The following is a 16,913-nucleotide window of genomic DNA, read 5'->3' as shown; positions in this document are numbered from 1 at the left end:
ACACAGATCCATGACCACACTCACCCAGCTAGACGAACCTGAAGACTCGGCACTCCCTCCATTAGGACCTTGGACGCATGTGCTGCTGGCGCCAGACGATCTGCTGACGCATTGGCCAGCCGTGCCCCGCCCGGCGATGTGCCGTCCGCGGAGGCAACGGTGACACGGCGAGCAGGACGTGTCATCGGCCGGCGCGGCGCGGCGAAGGCGGCCGACATACTCGACACGACCACCGCAGGCCGCGCTCATGCGTAGCAGCGACATTCGCCAGAGCCTGGCGCTCGCCTCGGCCACGCCGTTCTGGCTGGATAGCGATACCCGGCCAGCGCCGCGACCGGCGCTGCTGGCGGACCGGAACACCGACCTGGACACCGATCTGGCCGTCGTTGGTGGCGGCTTCAGCGGGCTGTGGACGGCCCTACTGGCCAAGGAACGCCATCCGGACCGCCGGGTGATCTTGGTTGAAGCCGAACGACTCGGTTGGGCTGCTTCCGGACGAAACGGCGGGTTCGCGGACTCTAGCCTGACCCACGGACGTGAGAATGGTGCCAGCCGCTTTCCGGATGAGATCGAACTGCTCGACAAGCTCGGCGTCGAGAACCTCAACGAGATTCAGTCGACGCTCACCCGGTATGGGATCGACTGCGATTTCGCGCGGACCGGGACGATCTCTGTTGCGCTGCAGCCGCATCAGGTGGACTTCCTACGGGTCGCCGGCGACCGATTCCTTGATCGTGACCAGGTGCGGGCCCGGCTGAACTCGCCGACCTATCTTGCCGGTGCGCATGATCCGGATGCCGCGTTGGTGGACCCCGCGCGATTGGCCTGGGGCCTCGCGCAGGCGGCGGAGGGGCTGGGCGTGACCATCGCCGAGCACACCCGCGTCACCGGCATGACCGGCCGCCGTAACGCGGTCGAGTTGACCACTGACACTGGTTCAACGATTCGCGCACGCCAAGTGGCGTTGGGCACCAACGCGTTCGCGCCCTTGCTTCGCCGACTGAAGCTATACACCGTGCCGGTGTATGACCACGTCCTGGTCACTGAGCCGCTCACTGACGGGCAGATGGCGTCGATCGGCTGGGACGGCCGCGAAGGGTTCGCCGACATCAATAATCAGTTCCACTACTACCGGCTCACCGCGGACAACCGGATCTTGTGGGGCGGCTACGACGCGATCTACCACTTCGGCCGGCACGTTCGAACCGAGTACGACCAGCGTCCGGAGACCTTCGCCCGGCTGGCCGAACACTTTTTCACCACGTTCCCGCAGCTTGCCGGACTGTCCTTCACCCACGCGTGGGGCGGCGCGATCGATACCTGCACCCGTTTCTTCGCGTTCTTCGGCACCGCACTCCATGGGAAGGTCGCATACGCGCTCGGTTACACCGGCTTGGGTGTCGCCGCCACTCGGTTCGGCGCAAACGTCATGCTTGATCTGCTCTCCGGCGAGCCAACGCAACGAACGCAGCTGCAGATCGTTCGACACAGACCACTGCCGTTCCCGCCGGAGCCGCTCGCCTGGCTCGGCATCCAAGCGACCCGGGCCGCGCTCGCACGCGCAGATGAGCACGCGGGGCACCGCAACCTGTGGCTGCGGACCTTGGATCGATTCGGCGTGGGTTTCGACTCTTGACCAGCCACATTCCGGTGCGTGCGGCGACGAGCATTTCTGATTGAGACGCCGTCGGTACCGATAGAGCACGCGGCCACCACTCATTGTGTTCACCAACTCCGGAGGCGCAGCCATGCAGACCACTGACCAGCGGGGGATCGAGCTGGACGCCGATGTCGTCGTCATTGGAGCGGGGGCTGCCGGTCTCAGTGCGGCACGCGCACTACGCGCGGCGGGCCGGTCGGTGTTTGTGTTGGAGGCGCGAGATCGGGTCGGTGGCCGGTTGCACGGTCGGATGGTCAACGGCATGGTCGTCGAGTACGGCGGGCAGTGGTTGGCCCCCTACCAGCACGCCGCTCTCGACCTCGTGAAGGAACTTGGTCTCCGCCTCTTCGAGCGCTACCGCGACGGAGCGCCGGTATATCTCGGAGGTGACCACGGCGCGGCGCACTCGAAAGCGGTAACGAGTCTTGGCGCCCTGGTGGCGCAGCTGGACCCGCAGCGCCCATGGGAACACCCCCGTGCAGCAGAACTGGACCACCTCTCCTTCGCCGAATGGCTCAGGTGCCACGTGACCGACCAAGACGCGCGTGCGACGCTGCAGCTTGAGGTGGCCGAGGCATTCATGACCAAGCCCGCATCCACCTTCTCGACGCTGCAAGTGATCGCGTTGCTCGGCAGCGGCAGCGGCGATGTGCACGACCTCCTGGACCCCGACCGGGTGCTCGCCATGCGGGTCGAGGGCGGCCTGCATCGGGTTCCCGAGGCGATGGCCACCGGACTTGGTGATGTCGTCCGGCTCGGGGAAGCTGTGCACTCTATTGACGTCCTCCCAGGTGGGCAGGTGCATGTGCGGGCCACCAGCACGCACGTGCGGACGCGGGCAGTCATCGTGGCAGTGCCACCGAACTTGTGGTCGACCATTCGCCAGCAGCCGTCCCCGCCGGGCTGGCTGCTCCAACTGGGGCAGCGGATGTCACAGGGCTGGGTGATTAAGGTCCAGGCCGTTTATGACCGGCCGTTCTGGCGCGAGGCCGGACTCTCGGGAACGGGCTTCGGTCCGGGACAGCTCGTGCATGAGGTGTACGACAACACCTGCCACAGCAGCGGACACGCAACACTCGTCGGCTTCATCGCCGGCGCCCGAGCGCTCGCCGCCCAACAGCTGACACGCGACCAGCGCCGAGCGCAGGTCCTGGAATCTCTGCAAGCGTACTTCGGCCCAGAGGCAGCCTCTGCGGTCGACTTCCGCGAGCACGACTGGATCGCGGACCCATGGACGCAAGGCGCCTATTGCGCCACCCTTGGCATGGGCGACACTGTCGCGCTCCGGCCGCGGCTGGCCGAACTGAGCGGCCCGGTGCGCTATGCCTCGACCGAGCTGGCAGGCGTGGGCTTCATGCACGTCGAGGGGGCCATACGCTCAGGTCGGGCCGCCGCCGACGCGGTCCTGAGCATTCTCTCCTGATACCTGCGGTTTTCCGACGTCGCAGCATAGTCGGCATGTCGATCGGCAGCCGCGATTACCGCTTTGGCACGCGCGAGGACGTGATCACGTGGCGCTGAAGCGACGCTCGGCGAGACATCTCGCCGAGCTGGTCGAGCGCGTCCAACAAGTGAGTGATCTGCCCGCGGGCTAGTGGCCACCGCCGACTTGCCGCCGACCCATCGCGACCCGTCTCGTCTCTAGCGACGACGAGGAAGCGCGTCAAGAGCGGCAGGCGGACCGAGTAGTGGCGCGCGGTCCTGCGATCCGTCGCCGGTTGGGCGCCTTGGCGTCCTCGAGTACGTCGCGCCGGCGCTGTCATTCCGGCAGTGGTCTCGACACCCATGTCGTGGGTGAGATGACCTGCGACCGCCTGGCTGGAACCTTGGAGCGGTATTGACACGTACGTAGTACAACGAGCATTCTATTTCCGGTCGGCGGCTCGCCGCCCGTGCTTCGAGCTGGAGCAGTTTCGTCGAAAGGACTTCGATGGGTGTCGGTTACATGTCGGACCGCGAACCGACGGATGGACCACCGGATGGGATCGCAGCGGCAGTTCTGGAGAGCGTCCCGGAGTCTCTCGATGCCTTCCTGGCTGATCGCGTCGAGCGGTTCGCCGATCGTCCGTTGCTGGACTATTTCGAGAAGGGTCGTACGGTCACCTACAGCGAGTTCTCGCGGTTCGTGGACGAGGCGACATCCGCGTTGGTGGCCGCGGGTGTTCAGCCCGGCGACCGAGTTGGCGTGCTCTTGCCCAACATTCCGTTGTTCCCGGTATTGACGTTCGCGTTGGCAAGGGTCGGTGCCATCTGCGTGCCGATCAACACTCGATACACCAGCACCGAACTCGACTATGTCGCAAACGATGCTGCCATCGACTGGCTCATCGTCAGTGACGACCTTCGTGGCGCCGTCTCGGACGCCGAGGTCTTCAACCGGCTTCCGGACTCCAACATTCTCAGACCACACACGAACGAGGTTCGGCTTGAACTCAACGGTGCCGTCCGCGACGACATCGGCGGCCTGGATCATCAGGTGTCCTTGGACGAGGTCACCCACATCCAGTACACCTCGGGCACCACCGGGTTCCCGAAGGGGTGCCTGCTGACCCAGCGATACTGGCTGACGGCCGCCGCGAGTTATGCCGCTACCGGTCGTGGCCGGGCGCGTGCGTTGGAGGACTCGCCGTACTTCTACATGTCGGGACCGCTGCTTCTCACCGTGACCATCTGGTCGGGAGGAACGACGATGATCCCGAACCGGCCGAGCCTGACGCGCCTGCTGAGCTGGTTGGCCGAATACGACATCGATTGGTGTTGGCTCCCGCCGCAGTTGTTGAAGTTTCCGGAGAGCGAGCTGGATCGAGCGCACAACCTTGATGCGGCGTCGATCTACGCGACCGAGCCGGAGCAGATCAAGGCGATCGAGGCGAGGTTCGGCGTCGCTGTCCGGGACGCGTGGTCCATGACGGAGACCGGCTTTGGCACCTATGTGCCGCGCGACCAGCCAGAGATGATGTACGACCGGTCAATTGGTATTCCGATGCCGCTGCGAGAGTTCAAGATCGTTGACGAGGAGCTCAATGAGCTTCCCAATGGCGAGGCCGGTGAACTGTGCGTGCGAGGACCAGGCATGTTCCTCGGCTATCACAATCGCCCGGACGCCAACGCCGAGTTGCTCATCGACGGTGGTTGGTTTCGCACCGGTGACATCGCCCGACGCGACGACCGGGGCTGGTTGTACTTCCTCGGCCGCGCCAAGGACATGGTTCGCCGCAGCGGCGAGAACATTTCATGCGCCGAGGTTGAGGCGGCGATCTGCCTGATGCCCGAGGTTCGGGACTGTGCCGTCCTGGCGGTGCCAGACGAGTGGCGTGACGAAGAGGTGAAGGTCTACGTCGTGCTCATGGACGGTTTCGACAAGGCTTCCGTCACTCCAGACATGATCACCAACTGGGCGGCTGATCGGCTTGCGTCCTTCAAGGTTCCGCGCTACGTCGAGTATCGGGACGAACTGCCGCTGACCCCTTCGGACAAAGTCGCGAAAGGTGTTCTGAGAGAGGAGAAAGGCGACCTTCGCGAAGACAGCTATGACCGCGTCGACGGCGTTTGGAGGTAAATGCGTGCCTGATCGCTACACATTCGATGAGATTCCGCAGCGTCTTGGCAGCACATTCGTGAGCCCGTGGATCACCGTTGACCAGCGTCGGCTCGAGCTCTTCGACGAGGCGACGTTCTACGTGCGCGACGACTACGAATGGGATGTCGACAGCTTCCCGGATGGGATGATCGAGGGATTCCACCTGCTGGCGCTGATTCCATACCTGGTGAGTACCACTGCGCGGTTGCATGACCCCAACGCGTTCGCGATGAACTACGGACTGGATCGAGTCCGGTTCGTGACTCCGGTATTTGTTGGGCAGAAGCTGCGGGCTCGCGGCGAAGTCACGGAAATCAAACAGAAGAACGGCGGCTACCTCATCCTGACCGAGTTTGTCGGCGAGGTCCAGGGTCACGACCGACCGGGATTCACGGCCGCCCTATGGGTCCTCGTCCTGCCCCGAGTCCCGGATGACCTGACGGCCTAACGCGAGTGAAGGCGTGTGTGACGGGGCTGGCTCTGTCATCCCCGCCGACAGTTCAGCTACCGCCCTTTGCGAAGATCCGTCAACCCAGGCGGAAACCAATGAGGCGGAACCCAATGAGGCGGAACCCAATGTGGCGGAATCAGTGAGGCGGAATCAGTGAGGCAGGGCCGGATTGGTGGTCGTCTGGTCGATGAGGCAGATCAGACGATCCACCACGGCGGTTCGGCGCTCGCTGGGCCACTCTCCGGGGTATTCCAGCATCGACAGAACCGTTCCGCGGGTGAAGATGCGGAGTAGGTCGACCAGACTGTCCAACTGCTCGGCCGGCGCGAGCGGAACCAACCGCTCACGGAGGTGTTCACGCATCGACGCGTTCCACCGCTGATACGCCAACCGGAATACCTCATCGACTTCGGTCTGTGCCATCAACTGAATGCGAGCCCGTTCCATGGTGATGTCTGCATCGGTCTCGGGAATGAACCAGAGGATCAGCTGCCGCAGCCGCTCTTGCGGGCTATCCGAGATCAGATCAAGAGAGGCAATCTGGCTCTCCCACGCATCGGACAGACGCGCGTGGAGATCATCGAGAAGTTCACGCTGAGTGGCATAGTAGTGCGTGACGACCGTCGTTGAGTTTCCGCCGACCATCTCGGCGATCCGGCGGAATGAGAGCCCGTCGGAACCTTCGTTCGCCATGATCTCCAAGGCGGCGTCGAGGATGGCCTGCTTGCGTACTTCATGATCTACGTAGCGAGGCATCCCTGACCGTCGTCGACTGTTGTGGCGGACAATGTTGCGAGCTGCAGCTTAACAGCTTGCTGGCCCACATCAGCGGGCCAAGTTGGCGTCACTCAATGAGGAATCACGCTCTCCCGGCCCATCAGCTCTCCAGGCCCATCAGAGTGATCGCCACCAACGAAATGATACAGACGTTGTAGAATCTTCGTACTACTTCTGTTAGCGTGTGGCCGTCGGCACGGTGCACTGGCTATACGCGACGCCACCGCTGGACGTGATCGGCGCCGGCGAACAGTGCATTCCATGCTTCGCCTCACTTGGCCGGCCGGGTCTGCGAGTGTCGCTGCGGATGTCGCTCACCTGCGCAGCGCGAGGCACATACGCTCCATAGCCTGAGGAGAGTCCTCTTGAGTAGCACGACCCGCCCACATGTGATCGCGGTCGAAAACGCCAAGCCCGGCACGGTCGACTGGCTGCCGCGACGGCTCAGTTACCGGCCCGGCGTGAGCGCAGGACAGAAGCCTGGCGCCGACAGGCTGATCTGGCAGGACTCCGGGCGGAACGCCGAGATCGAAGGCTGGTGCGCAGCGACGAGCGTCCTGCCCGGCGACACGCTCACCATCCACGTCAGCACCGCGCCGGCCACCGACTTCACCATCGACTTCTATCGGATGGGCTACTACCAGGGCCTCGGCGCCCGGCACATGGCCTCGGTCGGTCCGATTGCCGGCGCGCAGCAGCCCGATCCGTCCCCAAAGCCTGGCCGGCTGATCGAATGTGACTGGGAGCCCTCTTACGCGCTCGACATTCCCAAGGACTGGACGAGCGGCACATATATCGGCAAGTTGACCCGAGCTGACAACGGCGTCGAAAGCTATGTCATCTTCGTGGTTCGTGACCAGCGGCAGGCCGACCTGATTGCTCAGACCTCCGAGTTCACCTGGCAGGCGTACAACCGCTGGCCCACGGCGTTCTCTCTGTACTCCAACGGCGAGGACGACCTCACCGGCTACTACGGAACCGACGTCTTTGTCAGCCACGACCGCCCCTACATGTCGACGACCTACTTCGTTTCCCCGCTGCCGGGCACGGGCGAGTACTTCGTGTTCGAGTACCCGTTCATCTACTGGCTTGAGCAGATGGGGTACGACGTCACCTACTGCGCTGACATTGACACCCACCGCGGGACCGCACGTTTCGACCGGGCACGAGCCGCGCTGGTGATCGGGCACGACGAGTACGTGACCCGCAGCATGTACGACAACCTGACGGCCGCCCGAGACTCAGGCCTCAGCCTCGGGTTCTTCGCCGGGAACAGCTACTGCTTCGAGGTAGGAATGCGTCCCTCGTCCACGGGGACGCCAGAGCGGGTGTTTTCTCGGGTTGACGCCTTCGGCCCAGACCGATCCCCTGAGTCTGGCTATGTGCCCTCTGAGGCAGAACTCGCCTACAGCGCCAGCTACCCGTTCCCTCTGAAGGCCCCCAACGACGGGCTGTTGATGGGTGCGCGGAACCACTGGCCCATCGAAGGGGTCGGCGACTGGGTCTGCGACGCACCCGACCACTGGGTCTTCAACGGGACCGGCATGAACGCGGGCGAGTCCATCCCCAATCTGGTCGGCCATGAGTGGCACGGTGGGCCGACCGACATCCCAGGACTGGAAGTCATCTCCTCGGGTCCCACCTGGGAGCCGCTGCTCGGGGACGGTGCGTACGCGGCGACCGTCTACTACGGCGACGCGAACAACATCGTGTTCAACGCCGCCACCTGCTGGTGGGGAACCGGTCTGTCACACCCACCAGGATTCCAGCGCCCCACGTGGCAAGGACTGCCCTCCGCACTACCAGACCGGCGAGTTCAGCAGATCACCCAGAACGTCCTCAACCGGATGATCGGAAAATCCGGCCGCGGTTCGGCTGGAACTGCGACATGACCGACACCAGCGACGATCTCTGGCTGTTCTGGGATGACCGTGTCCTGCTCAACGACACTGGAATGGCATTCGGGGAGGTTGCCGCTTCACCGCTGATCGAGGTAGCCGAGAACCACGTCGAGAACGCAGATCGCATCATCAACATGCGATCGGTGCTCCAGCGTGGACCGATCGCAGAGCACATCACCTGGCGCGACGGGCGGCTAGCGACCGTGGAGGAGTTGGCGACCGCGCACCCCGAGACCCACATCGCATCCGTTCGGCAGTTCATCCAAAACGGCGGGGGATACATCGAAGACACCACCGTCCTATCGTCAAACGCCTGGGAGTCGATCCTGGCGGCGGCAGGGACATCACTCGAAGCGGTCGACGCGGTTCTCACACACCAGACCAACCACGCCTACGCATTAGTCCGGCCTCCCGGACATCACGCTCAGCCCACACAAGCTGAGGGATACGGGGCGTTCAACCACGCTGCCCTCATGGCGGAAAAAGCCCTCAAAAGCGGCCTGGAACGTGTCGCGATCATCGACTGGGACGTGCACCACGGCAACGGAACACAGGAGTTCTTCTACCACCGAGACGACGTCCTCTACGTCTCCCTCCACATGCGCCACGGAACCTGGAGCCCGACCCACCCCCAAACCGGCTCCGCCGCCGAGATCGGCGTGGGCGACGGAATGGGCTACAACGTCAACATCGAACTACCTCTCGGCACAGGAGACGCTGGTTACGCCGCCGGCTGGAAGTTGGTCGTCAGACCGATCATCGAACAGTACGACCCACAGCTGCTCATCATCTCCTCTGGTCAGGACGCCAGTGCCTACGACCCCAACGGTCGTCAGTGCCTGACGATGCGCGGTTTCCATCGGCTCGGCATGCTCACCCGAGAACTCGCCGCCGCCGTCACCGGCGGTCGATTCGTCGCGGTCCAGGAGGGCGGCTATCACCTCTCGTACGCCGCCTACTGCTTGCACGCAACCTGCGAGGGATTCCTCGGACGGCCCGCCGAACTCGGTGACCCGATCGGCTACCTCCCCGACAACCCGCACCACGGAGACGCCGGCATCACCTTGACCCAGACCTACCTCTCGCGCTTCTGGGAGTTCCCCTCATGACCGCCACCACGTCTAACAAGGAACAGTTCCTCGCCGCTGCCTACCCCGAACAGGAGCCCGCCTTCTCCATCGGGGAATACCAAAACCGCCACCAGCGACTGCGACAGGCAATGGCCGAGATCGACCTTGACCTCATCTACCTGTCATCGCCCGAGGCGATCTGCTGGCTGACCGGCTACCAGGCTGAGTGGTACCACGGGCAGTCGCCGTCAGCCTGGCCGGCGCTATCCGGTGTCGCCGTGCACGTCGACCACGACCACTGGCTGCACTTCGAGACCGAAGACGAGCTGCTGCTGGCGCGGATCACGTCCGCATCGACCCATATCCACCTCGCCGGCGACAGGGACCTGCTCGACGGCATCATCTCAGGACTGCGGCACGCGGGATGGGTCCGCAGCGGCACACGCGTTGGCCTGGAGATGGGCAGCTACCGACCCAACCGCCTGGACAGCGAGGCATTCCAGGCAGCCATCGAGGCCGCCGGCGGCGTCATCAGCGACGCAACCCAGATCGTCCGACGGGCTCGTCGGCACAAAAGCCCCCAGGAGATCTCGCACATCCGCACCGCTCAACGCATCGCCGACATCGGCATGGCCGCGGCCAGGTCGGCACTCCAACCCGGCATCACCGAGCTCGACGTCTACGCCGAGATCGTCTACGCCATGGCCAAGGCCGGCGGGGAGAACCCGGGCATCACGATGCCCGTCTGCTCGGGAGCAAAAAGCGCATGCGTCCACGCGCTCGCCTCCCGGCGCAAGATCATGCCCGGCGACATCGTCAACATCGACGTCAGCGGGGTGTATTTCCGCTACCACGCCAACATGGCACGGACCTTCTCCCTCGGAGAGCCCGACCCAGTGATAAGCGACTACATCAAGCCCACGCTCGCTGCGCTCGACATCGTCCGCGGTCACCTCAAGTCAGGGGCGACGGTTCACCAGGTCATGCAGCCGCTACAGGCCTACTACCAGGAGGTTGGCGTCTGGGACGACCGCTGGTGGGTCGGCGGCTACGAGCTCGGCATCGCCTTCCCCCCGGACTGGGTCGGCGAGTTCGTTTACGACGAGGACACCGACCCAGAGGCGGCCTTCATCGAAAACGAAGTCCTCAACTTCGAGGCGAACTTCTACCTCCCCAAACACGCCGGACTCACCATGGGCATCAACACACTGCTTGTTACCCCAAGCGGCGCAGAGTTCCTACAGTCGACGCCGAATGACTTCTTCGTCATCGGCGGCTGAGATCTGGCTTGTTGCGCGGCTCGACCTCGCTGCACCTGGTGAGGAGTCAAAGGACAATTGAGCGCCGGTCAGATTCCCCGTTTCGGTGATGGAAACTGGTTGCAGCGGGAGGTGGCATCTCCCGCATGGGTCCGTACCGCGCTTGTTCCGGCGGCGTACTATTGATACGCGCAGTTCTGCGCCATGTCGTATATGGCATCGAGTGGCTTACGTAGCTTGAACCGGACGCCCTGATTGGCTAGGAAGTGATGGAGCCTTTGGTCCATCTGCACTGCCTCAAGTCTAGACGGCTCGGAGTCGAGCTTCATCGGTCCAAGGCTCGTCTGCTCATCCCATACGGCATCGCGTAGATCGCATGCGTACATATCGACGACTCCGCCTGTACCGCGCAGGTCGACACGCTGCATATCACAGTGCTGGAAGGCTGTGGGTAGTAAGTAATTACTGCGAAAGCTAGCACTACTTAGATTGCAGGCAACGAAATACGTAAAACTGAGCGGTACCGTGCTCAGATCGACGCCGCGCAAGTCCAGGTTGTCGAAGCGGAGAACGTCGCCCTCTTGGAGGCGTTGGTACTTCAGCTGAACAAAGGAATCACGGTCACCGTAGCGTAGCGCCGTGACTAACTGGTTCATGAAAGCTGGTGGGTAACGGTACCTATTCATAGTTCTAAGTACTATTATACTCCAGACGGCAAAGATGGGTAGTTTTTGTTCGACGCTTGTCAATTCGACTGGTCCGCGCAGACATGCCCAGGTCTGCACTAGTCCTGGCTACTGCCAGTTCTTGTTGGCGTCAACGTCCGCGAGCGTGCCGTCAGCGTTGTAGACGGCCGTTTCCTTGCCGCGCTCGTCCTGCTGAGACAGGAAGTAGCCGCCCGGCGCCTTTGGATCATCCGTTGACTTAGCGGTGTAGGTTGTGCCGCCGGATTCCCACTGCTCGCCAATCGGCTCGCCGGTATTCGGGTCGTAAGCCTTGCCCATCATTGTTACCTCCTCTCGCCAATCGAAGACATGCAAATGCTAGAGCGCACCTGTCGCAGGCCTGTCGCACGCGACTGGCCAGGAGCCGCAGGGGAGTATGAAGATGCGGGTTAATGCGCGCGAAGCTACAGATAGTCAGCGCGGTACGAGATATCGCAGAAGCACAGGCTGCCTGCCTAGGCTCGACTGGTCGGGCGGAATGACAAGCTTCTGTGATTCAGAGGCGTAGTTCGGCTGCTTGTCGTGCCGGCGGCAGGTGCCCATCGCTTTGGCGAACGATCAGTCGTCTGTTTGATCACTCGGTGGTGGCTTCGTCGCGGCGACGTAGTCGACCTTGGCGATCGCCACCTTGTATCCCAACTCAGCGATCGCCTCAGCGTGCGTCATGAGGGCGACGCGCCCGAAGAACGTCAGGATATCGTGAAGTGCACCTGTGCGACTGGTGGCGATGGCGAAAACGAACGTCCAGCCGGATCGATCGCCGAAGTCATGGCCGCCGCCGACGCTATCGAGAGCGTCGAGGACCTTCGTTTGGTAGGCAACGTCCTGCATCAGTCGCGAGGATACGGATCCCTGTTGGAAGAGGTGACTCAGTCGGTCGGCGCCGTCCAGGCGCTTGACGCAGACCAGCTGCCTGGCAGGCGTCAGAAGATCGCAGACCTCGATCTTCTGACCGGCCCGGCCACGATAGAACTTCCGGTCCAGCACGGCGTAGCCGCACTCCTTGCCGACGTGGTTGTTGTAGCGCTCCTCGCCGTACTTGCCCTCGATGTTGTTGGCGACGAGCCAGTCCTCATCCCATACCGGCAGCGGGAAGTCCGGCGTGATGTCCTGAACGCCGGCCATGAACCGCTCCAGTGTTTCGACGTAGTCGCGGTCGATGCGGAACCATGCACCGGCCGTCCGGGCGAAGCGATCCTCGACCCCGTCAACCTGGCGGCGGACATTGACCACGGTGTAACGGTCCAGCGGCATCCGCTCGTCGTCGATATGGTCGGCGCCACCGAACGCGGCAACGTCCACGCCGCGTAGGGGGTCGTCCCAGGCCCCGAGTTGATCGAGCGCATCGTAGACGGCCTCGGAACTCAGCTCGCCGACTTCGACTTCCTTGCGGCGGCCGCGGCGGCGCAGCATGTAGAAATCGGGTGTAGCGAACTCGAACTCGTCGGGTGCCGCGAAGCCGACCTGCTCGGACCGACTGGTCATATCACTCAGCAGCTGAGCGTCGAGTTCGGCGATAAGTGGGTCCTTCGCTGGCAGTCGGCGGAAGTAGTTGAGGAAGGGAAACACCTGCTTGTAGCTGTCGCGCTGAAAGACAGTCAGGACCTGCTTGAGCTTGGCGCCGAGTTGATCGAGGCTGAAGTCCTCGATGCTCAGCCGTAGCGAGTCAGCGCCGGAGATGCTTGCAGCGAAGGTCTCGTCACTGACCTTGCCGCCTAATCGCTTGATCCACTCTTCGTTGGTCGACAGACCGAGAGCGAAGATCTCGTTGGGGACCGGCAGCGAACTGACGGCGTTCCGCATGCCCTTGTCCATGCCGCGGGCTTCGGCCACTTTGAGCTTGCGGGGATCGACGCTGTTGGCGGCCACGATCAGGCCGAAGTCCGGCTCCATCTGCGACTCATCGACAGCGTGATAACCCGTACCGAACGTCAGCACGAAGACGCGTCCGCTGGTACGAGCCAGCAATACCGCGCCGGCAGATCGTGTCAGCAGCTGCCGCTCTGTCGCGTCGCTGTCGGCGATGATCGGCGCAAGCGCCGGCATCCACTTGGGCGGGCTCGACGGCGCTTGGCGCACGAACAACTGCCAGTCCAGGTCATCTTCGTCGGGCGCGCGGACGGCCCAAGGTGTGTAGGACGAACTGTTGCGCAATGTTGAGCGATCGAACTCGGCTTCTTCACGTAATAGGTACAGAGTGATGCGCATAGGTACCGCCTGGGTCAGAAGGTAGCGACACTAAGCGATTGGTCGATGCCTAAGAGTACATGTCAAGATCGAGTGGCGTCGGCAGGTTCGGGAACTCTCCAGGATCATCACCGCTTTTTGACTAGGCGGCTGACCAGTCTTAAAGTTGTGCCGCAAGTCGGTGTTGGCCCTCGCGCGACTGGTCACGCAGCTTGTGGCAATGGTTAACAGTCTGACCGCCTTTATTCGAAAGATGTGTCGAACTCATGCAAATGGCGCCGGTGCCGTTGCATTGAGAACAGGCTGCAGTTCCACCCAATGCTGGATACGGGCTGTAGCCGCAGCTGCTGAGGATGGACAGAACGCGATCACGTTCCTCTGCTACCGCCACGATCTCGTTTCGGTTGTCGTGAAACCGTTTCGCTTGCCAGCGCCATTGGAGTCTGCCGAGCAAGATGTCATCGGCGCCGGCGAACTCGGCGCAGTACTTGCCAAATCCTCGTGATCTGTGTGTTCTGCTGGGCCGTATGCGCGGCACTGCTTGAATTGCGGCGCGTTGTACTTGATACCGCCACCAAATGTCTTCCGCCGACCAAGGGATGAGAACCGGCCGCCATAATGGATGATGGTCAAGGTGTCTGCGTCGACGTTGGCCTCGATATTGACACGGCCAAACGAACAGACTGTCGTGGCGACGACCGTATCCGGATCGATGCCTTCGGCCTGAAGTGCCTCGTCAAAACCAGACCGGTCGACGTCGATGTTGCGCGTCACCAGGTTGAGTGCGTTGATCGCCTGATCGAGTCCACTGCTCACGGGATACCCTCCCACTCGTCCGCATATCGCGGTGTTCCTGCCGCCGCAGACAATGCTTTGACTGCTTGGTGAAATGAGTGTCCGCCGAGAAAGTCGCATTAGGGCTGTCTTGGCTGAAGATTCAGCTACATGCGAGCCATTCGGTGAGCTGCCGACGACCAGCGGATCGCTAGCGGAGGGACCAACGGCCCTACTCAGGCAGGCAGTCGGGCGATCTTATTTCTTAACGTTGGCGAGTAACTTCGCAGGAACAGCCGTCTCCCGTGAGGAAGTGTGACGATGCCGACGTACACCGACCTGCTAAAGTTGGTCCGTGAGCTGAAGTCTGAGCTCGACAATAAGGCCTTTTACACGTTGCCAAGGGTGGAGATCACCGACCGGCTGCGAGCCATTTCTGGCGAGTCGACCACGCGAATCAAGAAAGTGATCGCCACGAAGCTGGAAACTGTCTTGGCCGACGAGGGGTTGAGGGTCTACCCAACGCTGACCGCAACTACTACTGGCGACACCGTTCGGATCTACCGCGCCGGGACAGTGTTGAGCAACTTGATAAGCATCATCACGCGGCCCGACATCGGGACAGACCGCGAATTGGCCGACGTGATCACGAAGATCAAGGGCAAGTGGGACTGGGCGAAGGCCGAATAGCGCCAGTTGAGCGGACTGTCGCGGGATCCCTCCTTAGCGTGACTTACTAGCCGTTCAGCCACTCAGGCGCGAGGCGGTCGAGGACGGTGCCAAGAGATACACCGAGGGCAACGGAGACGTGTCGTAACTCCACAACATCCAATCGCCGCTCGCCGGACTCATACTTGCTCACAAACGACTGCGGCTCCTCCAGGCGCTCGGCGACCTCTACCTGGGTCAGCCCAGCCTCGCGCCGCAGATCCCGCAGAACCTGGCACAGCCGCTGGTACTCGGCGGTGTAGATCGACTTGTCCACCAGTCAAGACGACCGTCCATCTTGTCAATATCCCAAAATCGGATATTCTCTGGTTCGGGTAATGGGTGCCCGATCGAGACCGGTGGCAGGGGGTGACCAGATGTCGAAGACGAGCGGCGGTGGCGGTTAAGCCGAGCCTCGCCTGATCTCAGGCCGTACAGCCTCCGGACATCGGTAGTGTCCGGAGGCTGCACGTGCAGGTTCAAGAATAATGCGAATCTTGCTATATTGGTTAGTGAATGGCTAACCCGCTTGATCGGCTCTACAAAACGAAATTGCAGCTGCTGGCTGTTGCTTCGACGGCCGTCGGGATAATCACGCTTCTGCTGGTGCGCTGGCTCAGCCTGACCGGTCAGACCTGGTTGGCCTTCTTGCCACTGACTGAGCTCGGCTCGACCTTGTTCGCTACAGGTCTGCTGGCCATCTTCTTCGAGTACGTCAATCGGCAAGATGAAGGTGCGCGGACACGGGAGCAGTTGCGGGAGGTCGTCCACTCTGAGGCGCCAGCTATCCGTGACGCTGTGGTCGAGAGCCTGGCGGCCAGTCCGGATACGCTACGGCGGGTCGCTTCCGACGAACTCCTCGATCAGGTGACTACTAACGCGCTCGGTCTACGACTCGGCGACCCCGTACTCGCCGGTGAGGTATATGCCGATCTCCGGGACCAGATCATCCGTGCGCCGGAACGCTGGTACGACGTTGACACTTCCGTCACGCTTAATCCGTGGAACGGCGGACCACGTAGCGGCAAAGGCGCGATGTTCGAGGTCACCTTCCGCTGCCAGTACAAGGTCACGCCAGCTAGCCCGACGATGCGCTTTGCCTGCGTCTCGGGCCTAGAGGAGTACAACGAGTTATTGCGCGATCCGGCAACTAGCTCGGTCTGGTACCTCGATCCGGCCTCGGGCATTGATGCCAGCACGACCGAGGCCTACGAGCTGCTTGACGTTGCCGTCGACGGTAAGCCGCGGAAGCTGCGGCGCGCCAAGCGCACCGGTTCCCAACACTATATTGTCGATTTAGGTATAGCCGACGGTAGGCAAATCACGATTTCATTCACATACCGGGCTTTGGTGCGGCGCCACGGTCATCTGCTCTATCTAGAATTGCCACGGCCGACCAAGGGCTGGCGGATGCAGCTGGCATACGGTGATGCAGGTATTCAACGAGTCAACACCTTAGATTTCATCGCTGGTGTCGAGCGCGCCAGGATTGACCGGTCGCCGGCAACTGTGGCCGCTAGGACTGTCGGCGTATCTTACGATGGTTGGATCTTTCCCCGCTCTGGCGTGGCATTCGTTTGGGTGCTGAACGACGAGCTATCTCAGCGAGGTTGATTGCATAGCTAGAGCGCTATATAATGGTTTCGTGAGCGATCGAGGCTAACTCTCGCCTTCTGGTAGTCATAACCAAATGACGTTCGCGGGATTCAAGACGTATCTCGATGAAGGCGATGATGGAGATGCGCGTGCAGAACAGTGGTCATAGTGGCAACTGTCAGTTGCCACTATGAGTCCGCCTCTAACCTGTCCTTGAGCACCGTC

15 protein-coding genes are annotated in these 16,913 nt (G+C 62.3%); 9 read left to right on the top strand and 6 right to left on the bottom strand.

Annotated elements, in window-relative coordinates:
- Positions 1–247: 247 nt before the first annotated feature.
- The 4 genes from GNX95_RS35390 (at position 248) to GNX95_RS35375 (ending at position 5,688) form a co-directional block, all read left to right on the top strand.
- Positions 248–1,636, top strand: a complete 1,389-nt coding sequence (locus tag GNX95_RS35390; protein WP_163512170.1) for an NAD(P)/FAD-dependent oxidoreductase — start codon at positions 248–250, stop codon at positions 1,634–1,636.
- 112 nt (positions 1,637–1,748) lie between these two features.
- On the top strand, positions 1,749–3,083 hold the full coding sequence (locus GNX95_RS35385; RefSeq protein ID WP_163512169.1) for a flavin monoamine oxidase family protein: 1,335 nt from the start codon (positions 1,749–1,751) through the stop codon (positions 3,081–3,083).
- Between the two features lie 507 nt (positions 3,084–3,590).
- Positions 3,591–5,219, top strand: coding sequence for a class I adenylate-forming enzyme family protein (locus tag GNX95_RS35380; RefSeq protein ID WP_163512168.1), 1,629 nt, complete (start codon positions 3,591–3,593; stop codon positions 5,217–5,219).
- Positions 5,220–5,223: 4 nt separating this feature from the next.
- On the top strand, positions 5,224–5,688 hold the full coding sequence (locus GNX95_RS35375) for a MaoC/PaaZ C-terminal domain-containing protein (protein ID WP_163512167.1): 465 nt from the start codon (positions 5,224–5,226) through the stop codon (positions 5,686–5,688).
- A 153-nt stretch (positions 5,689–5,841) separates the two neighbouring features.
- On the opposite strand, the gene GNX95_RS35370 is transcribed toward GNX95_RS35375, so the two are convergent.
- Positions 5,842–6,447, bottom strand: a complete 606-nt coding sequence (locus GNX95_RS35370) for a TetR/AcrR family transcriptional regulator (RefSeq protein WP_163512166.1) — start codon at positions 6,445–6,447, stop codon at positions 5,842–5,844.
- A gap of 386 nt (positions 6,448–6,833) precedes the next feature.
- On the opposite strand from GNX95_RS35370, the gene GNX95_RS35365 reads away from it, so the two are divergent.
- Genes GNX95_RS35365 through GNX95_RS35355 form a run of 3 tightly spaced genes read left to right on the top strand, consistent with a single transcriptional unit; the run spans position 6,834 to position 10,719 of the window.
- Positions 6,834–8,360 (top strand): N,N-dimethylformamidase beta subunit family domain-containing protein, encoded by a 1,527-nt coding sequence (locus GNX95_RS35365; protein WP_163512165.1) that lies wholly within the window; start codon positions 6,834–6,836, stop codon positions 8,358–8,360.
- Complete coding sequence (locus GNX95_RS35360) at positions 8,357–9,478, top strand: arginase family protein (protein ID WP_163512164.1); 1,122 nt, start codon at positions 8,357–8,359, stop codon at positions 9,476–9,478. The genes GNX95_RS35365 and GNX95_RS35360 overlap by 4 nt, the downstream gene beginning before the upstream one ends.
- A complete protein-coding gene (locus tag GNX95_RS35355; RefSeq protein ID WP_163512163.1) occupies positions 9,475–10,719 on the top strand; it encodes a M24 family metallopeptidase in 1,245 nt (414 codons plus the stop codon). The genes GNX95_RS35360 and GNX95_RS35355 overlap by 4 nt, the downstream gene beginning before the upstream one ends.
- Positions 10,720–10,877: 158 nt before the next feature.
- Here GNX95_RS35355 and GNX95_RS35350 read toward each other — a convergent pair whose 3' ends face one another.
- From GNX95_RS35350 to GNX95_RS35335, 4 genes are all read right to left on the bottom strand, one after another.
- The gene (locus tag GNX95_RS35350; RefSeq protein WP_163512162.1) at positions 10,878–11,354 is read right to left on the bottom strand and encodes a pentapeptide repeat-containing protein; all 477 of its coding nucleotides are present in this window, start codon (positions 11,352–11,354) and stop codon (positions 10,878–10,880) included.
- 138 nt (positions 11,355–11,492) lie between these two features.
- Complete coding sequence (locus GNX95_RS35345; protein ID WP_163512161.1) at positions 11,493–11,705, bottom strand: hypothetical protein; 213 nt, start codon at positions 11,703–11,705, stop codon at positions 11,493–11,495.
- Between the two features lie 276 nt (positions 11,706–11,981).
- Entirely contained in the window at positions 11,982–13,631 is a 1,650-nt protein-coding gene (locus GNX95_RS35340) for a DUF6119 family protein (protein WP_163512160.1), read from the bottom strand.
- Between the two features lie 360 nt (positions 13,632–13,991).
- Positions 13,992–14,426 (bottom strand): hypothetical protein, encoded by a 435-nt coding sequence (locus GNX95_RS35335; protein WP_163512159.1) that lies wholly within the window; start codon positions 14,424–14,426, stop codon positions 13,992–13,994.
- A 279-nt stretch (positions 14,427–14,705) separates the two neighbouring features.
- On the opposite strand from GNX95_RS35335, the gene GNX95_RS35330 reads away from it, so the two are divergent.
- Positions 14,706–15,074: a hypothetical protein gene (locus GNX95_RS35330; RefSeq protein WP_163512158.1), complete on the top strand. Its 369-nt coding sequence runs from the start codon at positions 14,706–14,708 to the stop codon at positions 15,072–15,074.
- Positions 15,075–15,120: 46 nt separating this feature from the next.
- Here the strand turns inward: GNX95_RS35330 and GNX95_RS35325 are convergent, their stop codons facing one another.
- The gene (locus GNX95_RS35325) at positions 15,121–15,369 is read right to left on the bottom strand and encodes a helix-turn-helix domain-containing protein (RefSeq protein ID WP_163512157.1); all 249 of its coding nucleotides are present in this window, start codon (positions 15,367–15,369) and stop codon (positions 15,121–15,123) included.
- A gap of 239 nt (positions 15,370–15,608) precedes the next feature.
- On the opposite strand from GNX95_RS35325, the gene GNX95_RS35320 reads away from it, so the two are divergent.
- Positions 15,609–16,706, top strand: coding sequence for a hypothetical protein (locus GNX95_RS35320; protein WP_163512156.1), 1,098 nt, complete (start codon positions 15,609–15,611; stop codon positions 16,704–16,706).
- Positions 16,707–16,913: the final 207 nt, after the last annotated feature.

It is taken from the genome of Fodinicola acaciae (assembly GCF_010993745.1).
In the GTDB taxonomy this organism is placed as follows: Bacteria; Actinomycetota; Actinomycetes; order Mycobacteriales; family HKI-0501; genus Fodinicola; species Fodinicola acaciae.
Note: the sequence above shows the minus strand (reverse complement) of the source record. Positions and strands in the feature narration are given on the sequence as shown.